General features: G+C 56.5%; 14 protein-coding genes and 4 pseudogenes. 4 read left to right on the top strand and 14 right to left on the bottom strand.

Annotated elements, in window-relative coordinates:
- The 9 genes and pseudogenes from ACB040_RS20110 to ACB040_RS20070 form a co-directional block, all read right to left on the bottom strand.
- Positions 1-135: pseudogene (locus tag ACB040_RS20110) on the bottom strand (IS3 family transposase); the annotation flags it as partial.
- A gap of 102 nt (positions 136-237) precedes the next feature.
- Positions 238-1,449 (bottom strand): beta-ketoacyl-ACP synthase I, encoded by a 1,212-nt coding sequence (gene fabB / locus ACB040_RS20105; protein ID WP_338771083.1) that lies wholly within the window; start codon positions 1,447-1,449, stop codon positions 238-240.
- A 188-nt stretch (positions 1,450-1,637) separates the two neighbouring features.
- Positions 1,638-1,799, bottom strand: a complete 162-nt coding sequence (locus tag ACB040_RS20100; RefSeq protein ID WP_371156224.1) for a hypothetical protein — start codon at positions 1,797-1,799, stop codon at positions 1,638-1,640.
- Between the two features lie 268 nt (positions 1,800-2,067).
- Entirely contained in the window at positions 2,068-3,159 is a 1,092-nt protein-coding gene (locus ACB040_RS20095; protein ID WP_371156226.1) for a hypothetical protein, read from the bottom strand.
- 128 nt (positions 3,160-3,287) lie between these two features.
- Positions 3,288-3,728: a hypothetical protein gene (locus tag ACB040_RS20090; protein WP_371156228.1), complete on the bottom strand. Its 441-nt coding sequence runs from the start codon at positions 3,726-3,728 to the stop codon at positions 3,288-3,290.
- Positions 3,725-4,069, bottom strand: coding sequence for a hypothetical protein (locus tag ACB040_RS20085; RefSeq protein WP_371156230.1), 345 nt, complete (start codon positions 4,067-4,069; stop codon positions 3,725-3,727). Before ACB040_RS20085 ends, ACB040_RS20090 begins: the two co-directional genes overlap by 4 nt.
- A 543-nt stretch (positions 4,070-4,612) precedes the next feature.
- The gene (locus tag ACB040_RS20080) at positions 4,613-5,512 is read right to left on the bottom strand and encodes a hypothetical protein (protein WP_371156232.1); all 900 of its coding nucleotides are present in this window, start codon (positions 5,510-5,512) and stop codon (positions 4,613-4,615) included.
- 230 nt (positions 5,513-5,742) lie between these two features.
- On the bottom strand, positions 5,743-6,321 hold the full coding sequence (locus tag ACB040_RS20075; RefSeq protein WP_371156234.1) for a recombinase family protein: 579 nt from the start codon (positions 6,319-6,321) through the stop codon (positions 5,743-5,745).
- 334 nt (positions 6,322-6,655) lie between these two features.
- Positions 6,656-7,900, bottom strand: a complete 1,245-nt coding sequence (locus ACB040_RS20070; RefSeq protein WP_362772017.1) for a tyrosine-type recombinase/integrase — start codon at positions 7,898-7,900, stop codon at positions 6,656-6,658.
- Positions 7,901-8,093: 193 nt separating this feature from the next.
- Between ACB040_RS20070 and mnmC the strand changes: the two genes are divergently transcribed.
- The gene (gene mnmC / locus ACB040_RS20065) at positions 8,094-10,112 is read left to right on the top strand and encodes a bifunctional tRNA (5-methylaminomethyl-2-thiouridine)(34)-methyltransferase MnmD/FAD-dependent 5-carboxymethylaminomethyl-2-thiouridine(34) oxidoreductase MnmC (RefSeq protein ID WP_338771092.1); all 2,019 of its coding nucleotides are present in this window, start codon (positions 8,094-8,096) and stop codon (positions 10,110-10,112) included.
- A 95-nt stretch (positions 10,113-10,207) separates the two neighbouring features.
- On the opposite strand, the gene ACB040_RS20060 is transcribed toward mnmC, so the two are convergent.
- Entirely contained in the window at positions 10,208-10,804 is a 597-nt protein-coding gene (locus tag ACB040_RS20060) for a DUF922 domain-containing protein (protein WP_338771093.1), read from the bottom strand.
- Positions 10,805-10,987: 183 nt separating this feature from the next.
- Entirely contained in the window at positions 10,988-11,452 is a 465-nt protein-coding gene (locus ACB040_RS20055) for a hypothetical protein (RefSeq protein WP_139478521.1), read from the bottom strand.
- Between the two features lie 195 nt (positions 11,453-11,647).
- Here ACB040_RS20055 and dcuC point away from each other — a divergent pair, with 195 nt between their 5' ends.
- From dcuC to ACB040_RS20040, 3 genes are all read left to right on the top strand, one after another.
- Positions 11,648-13,000, top strand: coding sequence for an anaerobic C4-dicarboxylate transporter DcuC (dcuC, locus tag ACB040_RS20050; protein WP_338771095.1), 1,353 nt, complete (start codon positions 11,648-11,650; stop codon positions 12,998-13,000).
- 91 nt (positions 13,001-13,091) lie between these two features.
- Positions 13,092-14,738, top strand: a complete 1,647-nt coding sequence (locus ACB040_RS20045) for a bifunctional UDP-sugar hydrolase/5'-nucleotidase (protein WP_338771096.1) — start codon at positions 13,092-13,094, stop codon at positions 14,736-14,738.
- 189 nt (positions 14,739-14,927) lie between these two features.
- On the top strand, positions 14,928-16,571 hold the full coding sequence (locus tag ACB040_RS20040; protein WP_338771097.1) for a hypothetical protein: 1,644 nt from the start codon (positions 14,928-14,930) through the stop codon (positions 16,569-16,571).
- Here the strand turns inward: ACB040_RS20040 and ACB040_RS20035 are convergent.
- The 3 pseudogenes from ACB040_RS20035 to ACB040_RS20025 form a co-directional block, all read right to left on the bottom strand.
- A pseudogene (locus tag ACB040_RS20035) lies at positions 16,572-16,952 on the bottom strand (IS1 family transposase); the annotation flags it as partial.
- A 16-nt stretch (positions 16,953-16,968) separates the two neighbouring features.
- Positions 16,969-17,455 (bottom strand): annotated as a pseudogene (locus ACB040_RS20030) (IS5 family transposase); the annotation flags it as partial.
- 7 nt (positions 17,456-17,462) lie between these two features.
- Positions 17,463-18,355 (bottom strand): annotated as a pseudogene (locus tag ACB040_RS20025) (IS3 family transposase); the annotation flags it as partial.
- Between the last annotated feature and the right edge of the window lie 100 nt (positions 18,356-18,455).

Genomic DNA, 18,455 nt, shown 5'->3' with positions numbered 1-18,455 from the left:
GGTGGAGCGGCCCTGAATGCCATAACGCACCTGAGCCTGTTTGTAGGTGAGCTCGCCTTTTTCAATCTGCTCGACCAGCGCCAGTTTAAAAGTCAGCGAGTAATCGCGCTGCGTCCGTTTCACACCTTGTCCCATCGGGTTCTCCATTTATTGGGGGGAAAGGTGTAAACCATATTCAGGACGGGACACCGAAGACAAAAAAAGCGCCCTGAGGCGCTTTTTCATATCAACCGGATATCAGCCTTTGAACTTGCTGAACACCAGAGAGGCGTTGGTACCGCCAAAGCCGAAGCTGTTGGACATGACGGTGTTGAGTTCGGCCGCTTCGTACTCGCGCACGATGGGCAGACCTTCAGCCTTCTCGTCCAGGGTCTCGATGTTGATGCTGGGGGCGATAAAGCCGTGTTCCATCATCAGCAGGGAGTAGACAGCCTCGTGCACGCCCGCAGCGCCCAGCGCATGGCCGGTCATCGCCTTGGTAGCAGAGATCTTGGGACCGTTGGCGCCAAACAGCGTCTGGATAGCTTCCAGCTCTTTGGTATCACCCACCGGAGTGGAGGTGCCGTGGGTGTTGATGTAGTCAACCTTGTCCACACCCTGCATCGCCATCTTCATGCAACGCACCGCGCCTTCACCGCTCGGGGCGACCATGTCGTAGCCATCGGAGGTGGCACCGTAACCGGTCAACTCGGCATAGATGTGAGCACCACGGGCCAGCGCATGTTCCAGCTCTTCAATTACCAGAATGCCGCCGCCACCGGAGATAACGAAACCGTCGCGGTTCGCATCATAGGTACGGGACGCTTTTTCCGGCGTGTCGTTGTACTTGGTGGAGAGGGCGCCCATGGCATCAAACTGGATGGTAGAGGACCAGTCCAGCTCTTCACCGCCACCGGCGAAGACCACATCCTGTTTGCCAAGCTGGATCAGCTCAAGCGCGTGACCGATGCAATGAGCAGAGGTGGCGCAAGCTGAGCTGATGGAGTAGTTGACACCCTTGATCTGGAACGGGGTCGCGAGGCAAGCGGAAGTGGTAGAGGACATGGTACGCGGCACCATGTAAGGGCCCACACGCTTGACCCCTTTCTCACGGGCGATGTCCACAGATTCCGAGGTGTTCTTGCCGGAGGCACCACCTGAACCGACCACCAGGCCGGTACGCTCGTTGGAGACCTGATCTTCCGCCAGACCGGCATCTTCAATGGCCTGCTGCATGGAGAGGTAGGCGTAGGCCGCAGCGTCGCCCATGAAACGCATGACTTTACGGTCGATCAGTTCAGACGGATCGAGTTTGATGTTACCCCAGACACGGCTGCGCAGGTTGTGCTGCTCGAACTGCTCGGAATAGGTGATGCCGGATTTACCTGCTTTCAGGGAGGCCAGCACTTCTTCCTTGTTGTTGCCGATACTGGAGATGACGCCGATACCGGTGATCACTGCTCTTCTCATTAATTCATCTCGTCTGGAAAAACTGGCGCCAAGTCTACCCGCTTTCGGCTGCCAAACTGGTCTGCTTTCACGTAGAGCATAGAAAAGGTGCCTTAATGGTTGAGCAATGAGTCTAACATGGTGATTTCTTGGTGTCAGGTGTCATAGCCGCTTTCATGGTTCTAAGTTATGACCCTATCAACAAACCATTAGCTCACTAACAACACCATGAGCGCCTGTAGGTGACCTGCAATGGCCTCCCCTTGGGTCACCCCTAGCATGGTCAGCAAGGTAGCAATCAGGGCGTACAGGGGCTTAGCTTTGAGAAGGGCCAGCAGTACCTCTTTGGTTTTAACTTTGGTGGTGGACACTGGGTTACCTCCTTTGCATTCGACGTCTAAGAGCGGAAGGGTGACCACGTTGTTGCTTGAACTCGCATGTGACGCATACAGTGCGGGCTCTCGGTGTACCATCTGGTGTCTTCCATTGGATTTTGTAGTGGGTGAGAGGCTGCGAGGTTTCACAGCGGGTACATTCTTTAGATGGTTGCATGTGACTACCTCCTCAGCTTGCTTAAATAGTTGATGATAAAAACACTTAAAAGAGCCGCCTCTTGCGAAGCGGCAACGTTAAGGGCTATCAGGGAGTTGGAGACCCAGCGGTGAACGCAACGATTAGCGGGATGTTGACCTCTTGGTCTGCACCATCGTCACCAGTAGCGGCCACAGAGCCAGCAACCAGCAGGTCAGCAACGCCGACAATCTCCATAGTGGTAGACTGACGCTCAGCCTGACGGGAGACGATGAAATCGAGCACAGTGCCATCGCTGCGCTCACGGAATGACACAGCGACAGCCTTCTTAGGTGCCATCAGGATTTGAATGTCATCAGAGGCGCTAGGGTCGCTTGGGAGGATGTAAACCTCCGTGCCCAGATAGTCGCTAACACTGGCGGAACCAGAACGGCGGGACATACGGTCAAGGTCGCGGTAAGTCTGGCTATTCAGACCGATAACGAAATCCTCGATAGAGTCACCCATCAGGCGGCCTTCAATCAGACCAACATCAATAGCGTCTTCAATCGCCTCAACACGGTCAGCCAGCTTTTGACCTGCCTTAAGGTCAACCTTCTTGTTAATCAGGTACTTGGCCTTATTGGCGTTGGTGGTCAGAGCGGTAACGACCTTAGTGGTAATCTCTCGGTCAATCTGCTCAACGATGCTCTCAGCTTCCTGACGCAAGGTCAGGTGCGTGATGTTGCCGTCAGACTCGGTATCAAACCGCTCCAGCGCCATGCTGAACATGATGGCGTCCTCGCTCGGCTTAGACCGGATGGTTGACCCTTGGCGGATAGTCAGCTTGGTAGGCATGGTGTTGTTGGTGTGCGGGTCTTTCATCTTCACGTTAACGGTACGGCTCGACAGAGACGGAATCATGATTGGGGTCGGGGCATCCTGTTCAGAGTGGAACCGGAACCAACGCTCCTCGCCGATGGACAGCTTGCACTCCTCAGAGTTGACCGCATTGTCCAAGGTATCGGCCAAGAGCTGCATGTAGCTGGTAGAGGAGCCGGTGTTGGTCAGCTCAATAGACTGCTCATTCTCACCCTCTACACGGACGCGATAGGCTTCCTGACGGGTGGTGTCGGTGATGGTCACTCGGTCGGCGTTAGCCTTTACCAAGGCAGACATGGTGAAATCGTCGGACAGCTCGGGATTGGTAGTGTTGCGCATGATTGTTACCTCCTGTTTTGTGATGGTTGTTGGTGATGGTGTGGTTTCTAGTGGGTGTTTGCGGGCCATATTGACCCGCTCGATGGTTCATACCGATTGCTCGGCTCCTATAGTTGATAGACACAGTGTCAATCCGCGAAGTCTGCTATCACGGTTGAGCTGACCCCGCCGTCATAGTGGGATGCATGGATAGCTGATTGGCGTGCTGGTCTTGCACCGCGGGCTCTCATGCCTTGCTCGATACGGTAACGGTGCAGTTCAGCAGCTTGACGCTTGCGCTCGGCTACTGCTTCCGGCGAGTTATAGGTGGCTAGGCGCTCTCGCTCGATTCGCTCCTTCTCGGCCTGCTCTCGGGCTTCCTCTCGGGCAATCAGAACGTTCTGAACCTTGGGCACTCTGGCGAATTGACCCAGCGGAATATCTGCCGACTCCATCCAGCTAATCAGGGTCTCAGGTGACCAGTGCAGACACTCGACCAGCAAAGGGGCTTGAACGCGCTGCCAAAACTCTAGGGCGAACGATTGACCACACAGGGTCACCGATTGGGTTTTTTCGTTGTAGCTAATCATTTGGTGGCCTCCTTGCTTGCTTCGCTCGCCTTCTGGGTCTCGTTAGAGTAAATGCTGGTCAGGTGGACACAGGTTTCATAACGCTCCCAGTTGGCCTCGGCGTCTTCCGCTTTGAGCTGGTGCTTCGCCATGATGAATGCCATTTCCTGACGGCCACGCTCTTGGGCAGTAAACTTAATACCGCGCTGACCCTGCATAATGGATTCCAGCTTGTCGAACACTGAGAGGGAAATAGGGTCTCCCCGTTGTTCGAGGATGTCCTGTTGACGGCGAATAAGGCGGACAGTTTCGAGGAATTTCACAGGGCGGTGACTTTGGGTGGTGGTCATGTTGTTTGTCATATTAGGTTTCTCCTATTGTTGCGATTTGATGTTTGTGATTAGGTGATTGCCGAGACCGCAAATTTGCGGGCTGGGACTGGTGAAATTGAGATATGACCCTGCCCTCTGAACTTAATCAGCGGCCTTACGGGTCAATCGGATGGGTTTAAACTTGGCGGGTTAAGCAGGTAGTTGCCCTGCTATCTCCAACGGTGAGCAGTAATTCATGAGGTTTACATTTATGTAACCTATTGCTCAATCGAGGAGACCATTTCACGGGTTGTAGCTGAGGTATTTCGGAGGGATTACTCTTTGTCTTGATGGATTAATATTGATAATTAATATCCATCTAACCTCAGTTATGGTCTATCCGGTAGACTGACTGTTAGATTTGAATGTTTGACCGGATGTTGGTACTTAATGTTTAACTTAAAGTACCTAAGTGTAACCAGAGGGTGGAATGTCAGGGGGCCTATAGTGCACGTTATTTAAAGTCATTGTTTTATAATGGCTTTTTAAAACATTAACGCACACCAACTAGGGCCGTAACGACCCACCTTATGTTCATTTCCCAGCGTTTACCAAAGTGTCAAGCGCTTTGATGGCCTCTTTGGCAGACGCACAGCTTTTAACCCTTACTTGGTTACCAGTGCAATGGTCGATACGCACGACCCAATGACGCCGATTGTGGTAGACCTTGGCAGGCTTACCACGCCTACGCTCAGTCACCATAGGGACAGCCTCTTTATCCTCAACGATAGAGTAATCAGGAATGGTCAGTGCCGCAGCAATCAGCCTCCTCTTAACGTCAATCAAAGAGTCGTTCTCTAAGCCAATCAGGTCAGCCTTATACAGCTTCTTAAGCTCAAGGTGATGTACGGCTAGGAACTCTCTTGCTCGATACCTGAGGGCCACATGGGCCGCCTCATGAGGAGTAGTGAAGACACCAAGCGCCAGAGTGCCGTACTTAGCGCGATAGCTCGCTGTTTTACCGTCCTTGTGAACCTGCTCACGAACACCACGGAAGCTATTATCTGCATCATGACCACACTTATTGAGGGCAACGTTTAGGCTATGGTGGATGGGTAGACAGGTGTCAGGCCCATAGACCCGCTTGATAGACGCTCGGTCAGCGTTTGAGCCTAGACCCTTGGTCAGCGGGATAAGGTCTTTATCAAGCTCAAAATCAGTGCTTCCATAGAAATCAACAGCAGTGTCGAACCACTTGGCGAAGTTGCTGTAGAGAAGCCACTCAGGGTGAACCTCAACGCCAGCATAGGCGGGGTCAGTAGTTACCCGCCCTAACATCTTGCTCCAACGCTTTAGCGCGATATCGTGATGCTTGGTCTTATCTAGGTTAAGGTGCTTGACGTCATTGATGCCAATACCACAGACAGTGGCAGGGATAGTTAAAGTGATGGCGTTCTGAGGCAAAGGCTTCGACGTGGAAGTTGTGTTGGGCACAGCATGTCTCCTTATGGTTATAAACGGAATGGTCATCTTTGGAGAACATCAGGATTAAAGCACACGTGTCCCCTATGGTGAGCACTATGTCAAATCGTGTGCTTTTAATAGCACATTATTCACACCAGCCCTTAACCAGACCTTTAGAGGTAACCTCATGTTTGACTTAACAGATAAGGACACATAGACACGCCACCTTGTAGCACACCACTGGCGTGCCCCATATCTACCTACTTGTTCCAATGCCGCTTAACGGTAGCCAGTGAGATACCCAGCTTGTCAGACACCTTGCTCTGACTCAGGCCCTCCCCTTTGGCTCTCTGAACGGCTTCCGTTGTGTCCACAGCAACGGGTCTCCCCAATGCTTTACCCTCGGCCTTAGCTCGTTGTAGCCCCTCCTGTGTACGCTCCCTGATGCGATTACGTTCAAACTCAGCGAATGCCCCCATGAGTTGCAACATGAGCTTACCCTCTGGTGATGTTAAGTCAGACACTGGCAAATCAAGAGACACCACTTTGATCCCTCTCTCGGTCAGGCTGGTGATAGTGGTCTGCACATCAATGTTATCCCTACCCAATCTGTCCAACTTCAAGACAACCAAGGTATCACCGCTTTCCATACGCTCTAGCAGCTTCCTGAACTCAGGACGTGTACTGGCTTGGGTTGACCCCGATATGGTCTCAGTGACGACTCTGTGCGGCTCTACAGTGTATCCCCGCTTGGCAATCTCAAGGACTTGGTTCTCGGTGGTCTGCTCAACGGTAGACACTCGGCAGTAAGCGAAGGTGCGGCCTTGGGTGGTGGACATGATGCTTCAATCTCTCGGTGGTGTCATAAAGTGGTATCATCATAATTACCGGTAGCAACTATGGTCAACACCTATTTTGATGACACTAACAAATGACCCTGCCCTCTGGTATCACCTAACGGTTGTTTAATGACACCAACAAAATGAGAATGGTTCGCACAGCTACGCAAGATTAGTAGAACAAGCAAGATGTCTGCCCCTATGTTTTCACACAGGGACGCGACTAAGTGACTGAATCAGAAGGGCATGAGGGGGTGTTTTGTAGGTATATACAATTACATGGGGTCTCATAAATTTATGACAATTTCTAATCGAGACCCCCTTATGCCACTGTTTACCCGTCCTTGTGCAGCAACTCAGAGATGGCCTGATGCAGCTTCAACCATTCCCCTTTACGTGCCTCAATGGCCCCAGTGATGTAACGCTGCGTCACCTCTGAGCCTGCTACCGCTTGGGCATGCCCCATAAACTGAGAGAGAAGCACAGGGTCTAAACCCAAAGTCGCCAAGGTGGTAGCCGCTGTGTGACGTAATCCATGAATGGTTAGGCCATCACCATTACTCATCTGGAAGGCTGCCCTCTCGGTCTTGCTGAGGTTCTCCAATGACCCGCCACCACATAGCAGAGTGTCATCACTGGGCAGGGTCTCAAGGTATGCCTCGAACTCTGACAGGTTGAAACCATTCAGACCATCCACAAGCGGGAGCATTCTGTCAGCTGCCTTTGATTTGGTTCCCTTGATATGGATACCCATCAATGAGCCTTCCCTCACTATGTCGCCTTTCCGCATGGCCTCGGCTTCACCCTTTCGGCAACCTGTAGCGAGAGACAACCAGAGTTGCCAATAGGCCCCTGAGCGTCTGACTCTGTTAGCCTCGGAGAGGTGCGGAGAGTTCATCTTGTCGGCTAACTTAGCGGATACCTCGGTAATTGCCTCAGCGGGCCATGCTCGGTCAACCGTCTTGGATTCATCCTTTAGAGGCTTCAATCCGGTCAGATGCTTAATGGCTTTCGTGAAGTCGAGCCCCTCGTCTTCCCCATAGACCTGCTCAACCTCTCGGAGTGCTTGGCATAGATGTCTGAACACAAGATTGATAGACCCAGCTTTCATACCATCATCAATCATACCCTGTCGGGTTGTATCCAATGTGGCTCGCTTCAAGTCAGCAACTGGTAAAGACGCTAGGCCCAAAGAGTTGAGCTTGGTAAAGCTTGTCCTATAAGCCCCTGCCGAGCTTTTCTTCCAGTCAGGGAGACGAAGTTGTAAGAAGCGTTCATAGACTTGACCCACTGTCGGCCCTTGGTCTCTAGCGGCTGCCTCCTCTGTGTTATTACCCGAGGTCTTTACAAGGGCTTCAACTGGAGTGGTCACATCAGGTTCAATCTCAGGGGCGACCTCAGTGATCAAGTCCATCCAGTCCCTAGAGGTCTGACGCTGTGGGCCTCTCTGTGCCCTTTGTTCGCATTCAGCAATAACGGCAAGGGCTCGGTCTTCACCATAACCACGAGCCAAGAGAAGACGATTCAGCAGGGTCAGAGCGTCCCATTTATCGGAGACTGTGACGGCATAGGCTTTCATGATGGGTTTAACTCTCTCATTGATGAACTGACGTACTAGCTCTACATCTTCACCACTGGGGATGGCCTGTGAGACTGACCACTTTGAACCGCATCGCATCCGAACGAAGGACTTTCCGGTAGAAGAACGGCGGGTAGTTACGTCAATGGCTATTCGCTGAGGATTGGAATTCACGTAGAATGCCCGCGATTTTGTGACGCGAGCCGAGGAAAACGTGAGTCAAACATCCTTACATCATGCCCGATTGGACTGGAATGAAGCGGGAACTCCTGTCTCCAGTGACTTCGGGGATGTGTACTTTTCCAATGATAACGGTCTAGGTGAAACCCGCTACGTCTTTTTGCAGCAAAACCGGCTACCTGCGCGATTTTCGCACCACGATAGTGACAGTTTCGTGATAGGTGAAACAGGTTTCGGCACAGGCCTTAACTTTCTGGCGACAATGCAAGCCTTCCTGGAACAGGCGCCTCAATCCGGCAACGGCTCCCGTCTGCACTTCATCAGTTTCGAGAAATTCCCCCTGACCCAAGACGATCTGCGCAAGGCGCTGGCCGCCTGGCCTGAACTTGGCCACTTGAGTCAGGATCTTGTCGCCCAGTGGCCGCTGCCGGTCTCCGGTTGCCACCGCCTGCATTTTGCGGGTGGCCGCATTCGCCTCGATCTCTGGTTTGGCGACATCAAGGATATGCTGCCGCAGGTGCCTCACCGGGCAGAAGGTCTGGTGGATGCCTGGTATCTGGATGGTTTCTCCCCGGCCAAGAACCCGGAGATGTGGACACAGGAGCTGTTTGAGGGTCTCGCTCGCCTCGCCCGTCCCAATTGCTCCATCGCCACCTTTACCTGTGCCGGTTTTGTCCGTCGCGGCCTGATTGCCGCCGGTTTTGCCATGAAGAAGGTAAAGGGCCACGGTAGCAAGCGGGAGATGCTGGTGGGGGATCGCACCGACAAGCAGCCGCAGCAGACCATCGCCCCCTGGTATGCCCGTCCTGCCGGACGCGCTGGCGAGGTAGTGATCATCGGCGGCGGCATCGCCTCGGCCATGACGGCCCTCTCTCTGGTGGAGCGGGGTCGCAAGGTGACGTTGCTGTGTGCAGATGGCGACCCGACCACCGGCGCCTCCGGCAACCGCCAGGGTGCCCTCTATCCACTGCTTAACGGCGAGCACGATGCCCTGTCACGCTTCTATTCCCTCGCTTTTGGCTATGCCCGCCAACGGCTGCTGGCGTTGGCCGAACGCCATCCTATCGCGTTCGAATTATGCGGAGTGACCCAGCTCGGTTATGACGACAAATCGGCAGCCAAGTTGGCGAAAATGAGCCAGGGCCCCTTCCCGTCCGAACTGATGTATTCCCTCTCTACAGCAGAGGTAGAGCAGGTGGTTGGCCTGCCCTGTGGCCACATCGGCGTCAGCTATCCGCTGGGAGGCTGGCTCTGTCCGGCCGATCTCACCCGAGCCGCCCTGAAAGAGGCGCAAGCCAGCGGCCTGCTGCAGGTGGAATACCACACCCAAGTGGTCACCATAGCCGAGCAGACCGATGCTTGGCACATAGAGAGCCAGGACGGCCGCCACTGGCAGGCCCCCAATCTGGTGGTCGCCGCCGGTCACCAGTTGCCAGCACTGCTCCCCTTTGCCGAGCTGCCGCTCTATCCGGTGCGCGGTCAGGTTAGCCATGTGCCGACCACGGCCAGCTTGCGTCAGCTCAAGACCGTGCTCTGCTACGATGGCTACCTCACACCCATGCACAACGATCAACACTGCATCGGCGCCAGTTATGGCCGTAACCAGAGCAGCCTTGAGTTTCGTGCCGAGGAGCAAATCCAGAATCAGGTGCGGTTGCAAGCCTGCCTGCCGGAGCAAACCTGGCCCGCCGAAGTGGATGTGAGCGGCAACGAGGCGCGCGTAGGGGTGCGTTGTGCCAGTCGGGATCACCTTCCGGTGGTGGGGCCAGTGGCCAGATTGCAAGGTCTGGCGGATCACTATGCGCAGCTGCAGCATGATCAGCACAACGCCCATCCACTCCCCCTTCACCCCGGCCTCTATGTGCTGGGGGCGCTCGGTTCTCGGGGTCTCTGCTCGGCGCCGCTCTGTGGCGAGCTGCTCGCCAGCGAGATCTGCGGCGATCCCCTGCCGCTGGCCGCCGATCTGCTGGAAGCGCTCCACCCAGCCCGTTACTGGGTGCGCAAACTGCTCAAAGGCAAGGCGCTGGTCTGAACCGGACTCTGCAAGCAAATAGAATGGCCGCCCATCGGGCGGCCATTCTATTTATCAAATCGTGCGATGCTGGATATTGCGTCTTGAGATAGCGCTCACTTGGGCCAGTGCACCCCAAGCTGTTCGCCGTAACCTGTCTGGCGCTGGAATCCGTCGAGCCGTCCCTTAATCTTGTTCAGCTCGCCACTACCTGCTGCCCACGCGGCATAGCGCAGCACCTGACAATCTGCATGACCGGGTAATCCCGCAATGGCGCCACCCACCTGATTTGCCCCCTGCAGCACCATCTCCTTGAAGCGGGATTCGTAGTCAAACATGCTGGAGAGCAGCCGCCCCCAGCGCTGGCGGGCAGGATCGTTACTGCTCGCGCTCTGACGCCAGCGGGGCAGCAACACAGTGGCGTTGGTGGTCACCGTCACCCGGTTGAGCTGGCAGCGCCCCGGCAACTGCTCGGTATCCAGCTGCCAGTCCACCTGATAACTCGCCTTGCCGAGTACGGGCTTGCCATTCACCTTGGGAGCACTCTGGGCAATCGCCCGGGCAAGCTGCTCCGGACTGGTTGCATTGACCTCATAAAAACGGACATTGATGCGGGACTCTGGCACCACTTGCGGCCGGCTCGGCTGAGCCTGACTCATCAGGGGCAACAGCAACAACCCGACCCCCACTACTCCATAAACCTTGCTGACCATGCCAGACTACCTTCCTTGATTGCACGGGCGGAGTACCAACCTTGGTGAACCCCACCGCCACACAGATGACGGGTATAGCCTATGTGTGACGACGAGGCGGCGCAACACAATGATGCGCCCAGAAATCAGAGCACGCTCACAGGTTGCGTGAGCAGAGTATGGCACAAGGCCAAAACTGTATTTTTATTGAGCATGACGGCTGATGCGCTGCCAGTCGAGGTGATAGTTTTTCACATTGATGTCATGACCATCTATCTGAATAAAATGATCATTTTTAAGGCGGTTGGCAAAAAAGTCCTGATCTGCCCCCTCATTTAGCCACAGCTCGCAAAGTCCCCGTTTTCCCTCTTTGGCATAGAATCTCGGAGTGACCAGCAGCGCGACCCCATCTACCCGGATGGCATGACGGGCCAGACAGTTTGCTTCCGTGGTTTTGGATGCCAGCGCGGCAAAACGGGGTTTGTTACCCTCGGCAACCACCAGTACGCCGTAAGAGTGAGGAGCCATGAGACGCCGCATGGCGACCGCCTGATGAGGACCGGTTTGATGAAAACCGTCATTGGTTACTGCAAACACGCAAGTAGGTGAAAATAGCATCGCAAGCAGGAAAAGAGAGCGTTTAATGCCTGAAAAATCACCAACCACCATATAAAAGCCTCAAAAGACAACCAAGGCTGGCAAGGGTAGGTAGCCAAACCCGCTGGGTAAAGTACCTTTACCTTTCTTTAATTCTGTTCATGGGGTTAAACGTTGATTTAGCTCACACAACATCCTGTTTCCAGTCGCCACTCTACCCCTATCGGAATAGACTCCTTCCACTCTCATCCAATCAGAAGGCAACATATGCTGGAACTCATCGTTGGCACCCTAGTCACCCTGGTGGTGGGCCGTGCCATTTTCAAAGGATACTCCGCAACCGGGGTGCTGCTCAGCGGCGGCTTGCTGCTGCTGGTCATCACCGCCATGATGGGCAAGCCGGTACTGCCGAGCAAGGTGGTCAGCACCGGTTATCTCACAACCGATATCTTCGAGTACGTCCGCTTCCTGCTCAATGACCGTGGCGGTGGACTGGGGATGCTGATCATGGTGCTCTGTGGCTTCGCCGGCTACATGAGCCATATCGGCGCCAACACCATTCTGGTCAAGCTGGCCAGCAAACCGCTCGGCATCATCAAGTCCCCCTATATCCTGCTGGTGGCTGCCTATCTGGTGGCCTGCGCCATGTCGCTGGCGGTGAGCTCTGCCACCGGCCTCGGTGTGCTGCTGATGGCCACCCTGTTTCCGCTGATGGTCAACATGGGGATCTCCCGTGGCGCGGCTGCGGCCGTATGCGCCTCGCCGGCCGCCATCATTCTGTCACCGACCTCAGGGGACGTGGTGATGGCCGCCCAGGCTGCCAACATGCCGCTGCTGGACTTTGCCTTCAAGCTGACCCTGCCCATCTCGCTGGTGGCGATCGCCTGTATGGCGGTGACCCACTTCTTCTGGCAGCGCTACCTTGATCAGAAATCCGGTGAGCACAACGAGCCGGTCGCCCCGGGTGATCTGGTGACTACCGTCCCCGCTTTCTACGCCATCCTGCCCTTTACCCCCATCATCGGGGTGCTGGTATTTGACGGCAAATGGGGTCCGCAGCTGGATATCGTCACCATCATCGTCATGTGCATGGTGCTGGCCAGCCTGCTGGAGCTGGTGCGGATCCGCAATGGCAAGGAGCTGCTGGACGGTCTGCAGGTCTGCTGGCGCAACATGGCTGACGCTTTTGCCGGTGTGGTCATGCTGCTGGTCGGTGCCGGCGTCTTCGCCCAGGGTCTGATGACTATTGGCTTTATCGACACCCTGCTGGCTCACGCGCAGGATCTCGGCTCCGGCGGCCTGATCATGATGCTGTCACTGGTGGTGATCACCACCCTGGCCGCCTTCACCACCGGCTCGGGCAATGCCCCCTTCTACGCCTTCGTGGAGCTGATCCCCAACCTGGCCAGCAGCCTTGGCATCAATCCGGCCTATCTGGTGATTCCCATGCTGCAAGCCTCCAACCTGGGTCGCACCATTTCGCCGGTATCCGGGGTGGTGGTCGCCTGTGCCGGGATGGGCAAGCTCTCGCCGTTCGAGGTGGTCAAGCGCACCAGTATGCCGGTCGCCGTCGGCCTGCTGGTGGTGATTGTCGCCACCCAGATCATGGTACCCGCCTGATCATTGACCAGCCCGGCACCCTGCCGGGCTGGTATCCTCCCCCCCCTTTGCAGTAGACTCGGTGCTCATTTTCCCCCTAAGGAGGACCGAGATGAGTATTACGGTTCAACTTGCCCATTTCAGTGATTGCCACTCCCACTTCGATGGCGCGCCCATGAGCTTCTCCCCTGTCGGTGAAGGCCAGTGGCGCACCCAGTGCGGCGGTTATGCCCGGATCCTGACCCGACTGACCCAACTGCGTGCCCAAGCCGCAGCAGCCGGCCAGCGTTTTCTGTTTCTGCACGGTGGCGACTCCTTTCAGGGCTCTCTCTATTTCAACCGCTTCAAAGGGCGCGCCAACGCCGACCTGCTCGCCATGCTGGCCCCCGATGCCATGGTACTTGGCAACCACGAATTCGATCTGGGCAATGGCCCGCTGGTGGAGTTCTTGCGCCAGCTCGATTTTCCGGTGCTGGCCGCCAATCTGGACAACAGTCAGGAGCCTGCCGACACGCCGCTGGGGCTGTGGGATATTCCCCACCTCTACGACGCCCATCAGCCCTGGCATCGTCAGGTGATCGACGGGGTTCCCTTTGCGCTGCTCGGCATCACCCTCGCCCAGATGGCTGCCATCGCCAACCCGGATCCCCACACCCGTTTCCACGCGGTCGCCGACACCCTCACCCGGGTGTTGCGGGAGATCAAGCGCGAAGGGATCCAGCATATCGTGCTGCTGAGCCACCTCGGGCTGGATCAGGACAAGCTGCTGGCCGAGCGCTTCCCCGAGCTCAGTCTCATCATCGGTGGCCACACCCACAGCCTGCTCGGCGATCTCGCGCCGCTGGGTCTGCCAAGCGAAGGCAGCTATCCGCTGATGAACAACGGAGTGGCCATTTTGCACGCAGGCCACAGCGCCCTCTGCCTCGGCGTCTGCGAGCTCACCTTCGATAAGGCGGGCCGCGTCGTGCAAAGTGAGGGGCAGCTGGAGTGGCTCCCCTGGCAACCCTGGCCATTTGCCTCTACGCCACCTGTCGGACTCACCTTCTGCGAACCGGATCCACAACTTGAACAACATCTGGCCAAACGCTACCGGCCGGAGATCGAGACCATGAGCCAGCGCATCGTCACCCGACTGGCGGCGCCACTGCCCCATCAGCGACTGCCGGATGCCACCCTGCCCCACGGCAGCCAACTCGCCCCGCTGGTGGCCCGCGCCATGCTAACCGCTGCCCGTGAACAGGTAGGCGAGGTGGACTTTGCCCTGCACAATGCTGGCGGCGTGCGCTGCTCGCTGGAGCCGGGCCCCCTGAGCGAAGCAGATATCGCCGGTCGCCTGCTGCCGTTTGCCATTCCCCTCACCCTCTATCGGGTGCACGGTCACGAGTTGGCGGAAGCGCTGGAAAATGCCATCGACAACGCCACCAACAACGGCGTGGTCGGCAATGGCAACGGCAGCTTCCCCTACACCGCAGGGGTGCGATTCACCTATCAGGCCGATCGGCCCAAGGGTCAGCGCATCACCCGACTGGAGTGGGAAGCCGCACCCGGCCAGTGGCAAGCGGTCAATGCCGAACAGATCTATCGCGGAGTGTCGAGCGCCTATACCGCCTCCGGCAAGGAGGGCTACACCGCACTGGCGCGTACCCTGACCCAGCACAATCAGGAGCTCGGCATCACCCTGGCCGACGCCTTTATCCGCTGGGCCCGTCACCTGCCGACGCTGGAAGCGCAGCCGCCCCTGCTTGAGTACATCCATTGATGCAGAGGGGGAATGGCTTTGCCACATCCCCCTGACGGCCAATATTGCCGCAGCCAGCGCCCGGTTCCCTGCAAGAACCGGGCTTTTTCGAGAATATTTGCCCCACACGGGCCTGCCCCATTGCATCGCACTCACTAGCTCGGCAAGATAGGCCCGCTTTCAAGACCAGCTGCAGGAACAGGCGACTTCATGAATCACTCCATCCGTTTCACTCCCCCTCGCGTCAACCCGGGTATCAAGCCAGCCATTGTGCTGCTGACCGCCTTGCTGGCGCAGCTCTTCTGTCTGCGCAACCCGCTCTTCCACGCCATGGCGCCGGGCTTTGATGCCTCGCTGTTCGCGGTGATGGGCAAGATGTGGAGCGAAGGGGGCGTGCTCTATCGCGACATGATCGACATCAAGGGGCCGATGATCTTCGCCCTCGACGCGCTGGGCTATCGAATGGGGGGTTTTGTCGGGATCTGGGCGCTGGAGTGGGTGCTCTGCTGGCTCGGACTGCTGGCCAGCTGGCAGGCCTTTGCCCAGCTCGGACTCTCGTTCAAGGCGCGGCTCGGCGCCATGCTGGCGGTGCTGGCTCTCTACGGTACCCGTTACTACTACGGCAACATGACTGAGGACTGGACCTTCCACCTCGCCCTCATCGCCCAGTGGGCCTTCATCACCCTGCTGCTGGACAAGGGATTTCGCTGGTGGCCGGCACTGGTAGCGGCTCTTACCTTCGCCATCGTCGCCTGGATGCGCACCAACAACGGCGCCTTCTGGGGAGCCTGGTATCTGGTGCTGTTCTGCCACTGGTGTCTGCATGAGAAGTGGCGTGACGCCATATTGCTGCTCATCTCCAGCCTGCTGGGACTGGCGCTGATTGGCGGCCCGCTTTACGCCTACTTCCAGCAGCATGATCTGCTGGCGGCCTTCAAATACTACGCCTTCGACATCTTCTTCGAAGGGAGCTACGGCAATGGCTTCTCTCCCATGGTGGGCGCCGTCGGCCTGCTGCGCACCGGCCTTATCATGCTGCTGCCCGCCTTCATCATTCTGATGCTGAGCCGCCGTCAGGAGTGGTATCTGCCCGCCCTGCTGGCAACCCTGTTTGGGGTACTGTTCACCCTGATCGCCAACTCGGTCTCCGGCCATGTGTTCGATCACTACGACGTACTCTATCTGCAACTGGCGGTGCTGCCGCTGGCGGTATTGCTGGATCGCAGCGAACAGCAGGCAGATGCCATCGGGCTGCTCTGCATCTCGCTGGTGGTGCTCACTGCCAGTTGGCTGCTGGCCCAGCAGCTCGCCTTTGGCTGGAGCACCAAGGAGTGGTCCCTCGAGCGGGTCAACGAGGTGCTCGGCACCAGCCTGCTGTGGGCGCTGCCGGTGCTGATCCTCATCCCTCTCTGGCGCGCCTGGGATGTGCGCAGTGCCACTCCCTGGCTGGCAACGCTGGCCATGCTGCTGCTGATGATCAACAACGCCTGGGAAGGCACCCTCAAGGGTCGCCCTTTCAATCCGGCCGCGCAGGTACGGGTCGATCGCATCAAGGCCGAGACAGTCCCGAGCGACAAGATCTGGGTCGATGGCATCCAGCCGCAATATTATCTCTGGACCGATCGCCAGCCGGCGTCCGCCTACCTCTTCTTTGCCAACGTCAATCCGCCCTATGACGTGCGCGAGCGGGTGCTGGCCGATATCCAGCGCCAGACTCCGAAGTTCATCATCGCCAAGCCGGATCGGGTGAGCGAGGAGCTGGTAAAACCCAGCTCCCCTTCCCATCTCGCCTTCTATCAATACCTGACCAGCCACTATGAAGAGGTGGATCCGGGTCTCTATCGCCGACGCTGATCACCCATCACGCCCGGGTAATGCCTCCAATCGGTTGAAATGGTGCCTTTCTATAAAGGCGCCAATCACTTTCTCGTGTAGCTCAATGGAACGAGAGAAGCAGATGGTCTTGCGAGCCAATCGCTTGATGCGCGTTCTGAGCGTCAGGTTGTTACGCTCGATACGCTGGGTGAATATCTTCCCGGTCAGATGCATCTCGCTCGGCACCTCTCTGGCATAGCTTCCCCAGTCATCACTGGTGATAAAGCCTATCTGGAACGGAGAAAGCAGGCTCAGCAACCGACGGCATGTCTCATCGTTGCGTGGGCCAAAGGTATATGCCAAGACTTGTTTTCTCTTGGTATCAAAGGCATACCAAAGCCAATGTCGATGCTGTTTATTGGCGCTGTTTCCCAAATCAACCATCAAGCCACAACTGCCCCAGCCCCAAGTGACCGTTACACTCGGGGCCCAGGGTATTGAGTTTGTTTATGGCGCTGACATACGCCATCACCTCTCCCACTTGGCCGTTGTAGTTACGTAAACTGACTTTCCCCGCTAACAACTGTTTGAACCGATACATCGCTGTCTCTGCAAGTGAGCGACGGTGATACCCCGATATCTTCTTCCAGTACGCCCGCCCTTCCTTGCGCATCACCAGCACCGCGTCATTTCTTGCGTGTCCTTTTTTCCATAACCCCGCGCTTTTGCGAGGCGGGATACAGGCTGTTGCCCCTTTGCGCAAGATAAGCTGATGACTGGGCGCCATCCGCATAAACACGCCCCAGTTTGCGCCGTAGTGGATTGAGCAGAGTCGGCAACACCTCGACATCATGGACATTCTCCAGCGAGATTTCCGCCGCCACGATATCGCGGGTTGCCGGGTCTACCGCCAGATGCAACTTGTAGTGGTCAACTAAATCCGGACACTTGGTTAGGCCGTTCTTCGGCTTTTGCTGGCGGTATCCCGTTATTGTGTTGATGTGGACGCAGCCAGTTGTAGTGATCCATCAGGTAATAACTGATATCCCGCTTTGCTTCCCGCAAGCTCATATATCCCATAGCCGGGAGCCACTGCTTCTGAACAACCGTTCCATCGGGGCGTTATTCCAACAATTACCACGCCGACTCATACTCTGGGTCATGCGATAGCGCCACAGTCGTTGCCGAAATGCCCTACTGCCATATTGGCTGCCCTGGTCAGAGTGAAACAGCACACCAGATGGGCAACCACGCTGCTGATAGGCCATCTCCAGTGCTTTGATTGCCAATTCTGCATCAGGTTTATCAGACATCGCCCAGCCCACGACCCGCTGGGTGTGCAGGTCAAGAACCGCTGCCAGGCAATGCCAACGGCCACCAGCCCAGACGTAGGTGATATCGCCACACCACACCTGATTGGGTTGCTGGACATCAAATTCGCGGGCCAGCAGATTGGGGATATCCGGTCGCTCAGACTGGGCGACCTGATAACGATGAGCGCCTGGCTGTTTGGATACCAGCCCGGCTTCCTTCATCAGGTTACGTACTTTGAATCGACCAATCTGATACCCCAACTCCCGCATCATCGACATCAAGGCGCGGCTGCCTGCAGAGCTCCTGCTCTCTTTGAACAACCGGCGCAACTCACTGCGTTGCTGTATCCGCTCACGGTTAATCGCCCGTCTGCGGGCCAGATAATCGTAAAAACAGGAGGTGGGCACATCGAAAGCGCAGCAGACCAAGGTGATGGGGGCTTGCTCCCTTAATCGGTCTATCAGCGCGTAAGAGTGAACTCGTCCGCCATCAAGAGAACAGTAGCCTTCCTAAGAAACACCCTCGATTGCCTGTAGGATAAAACCAAATTCGGCGGCCCGACGGTGCAATCCCTTGACCACCCGATCGCGGTACTGCTGCTCGTAGTGA

The sequence above is a fragment of the Aeromonas sp. S11(2024) genome, assembly GCF_041402345.1.
GTDB classification, from domain to species: domain Bacteria; phylum Pseudomonadota; class Gammaproteobacteria; order Enterobacterales; family Aeromonadaceae; genus Aeromonas; species Aeromonas veronii.
This window is presented reverse-complemented; position numbering and strand designations above follow the sequence as displayed.

Bases quoted from the DNA above. Each gene is read 5' to 3' on its own strand.
- ACB040_RS20095 (WP_371156226.1), bottom strand. From the start codon at position 3,159: ATGCGCAACACTACCAATCCCGAGCTGTCCGACGATTTCACCATGTCT.
- ACB040_RS20075 (WP_371156234.1), bottom strand. From the start codon at position 6,321: ATGTCCACCACCCAAGGCCGCACCTTCGCTTACTGCCGAGTGTCTACC.
- ACB040_RS20055 (WP_139478521.1), bottom strand. From the start codon at position 11,452: ATGGTGGTTGGTGATTTTTCAGGCATTAAACGCTCTCTTTTCCTGCTT.
- dcuC (WP_338771095.1), top strand. From the start codon at position 11,648: ATGCTGGAACTCATCGTTGGCACCCTAGTCACCCTGGTGGTGGGCCGT.
- ACB040_RS20045 (WP_338771096.1), top strand. From the start codon at position 13,092: ATGAGTATTACGGTTCAACTTGCCCATTTCAGTGATTGCCACTCCCAC.
- ACB040_RS20060 (WP_338771093.1), bottom strand. From the start codon at position 10,804: ATGGTCAGCAAGGTTTATGGAGTAGTGGGGGTCGGGTTGTTGCTGTTG.
- fabB (WP_338771083.1), bottom strand. From the start codon at position 1,449: ATGAGAAGAGCAGTGATCACCGGTATCGGCGTCATCTCCAGTATCGGC.
- ACB040_RS20070 (WP_362772017.1), bottom strand. From the start codon at position 7,900: ATGAAAGCCTATGCCGTCACAGTCTCCGATAAATGGGACGCTCTGACC.
- ACB040_RS20090 (WP_371156228.1), bottom strand. From the start codon at position 3,728: ATGATTAGCTACAACGAAAAAACCCAATCGGTGACCCTGTGTGGTCAA.
- ACB040_RS20040 (WP_338771097.1), top strand. From the start codon at position 14,928: ATGAATCACTCCATCCGTTTCACTCCCCCTCGCGTCAACCCGGGTATC.
- ACB040_RS20085 (WP_371156230.1), bottom strand. From the start codon at position 4,069: ATGACAAACAACATGACCACCACCCAAAGTCACCGCCCTGTGAAATTC.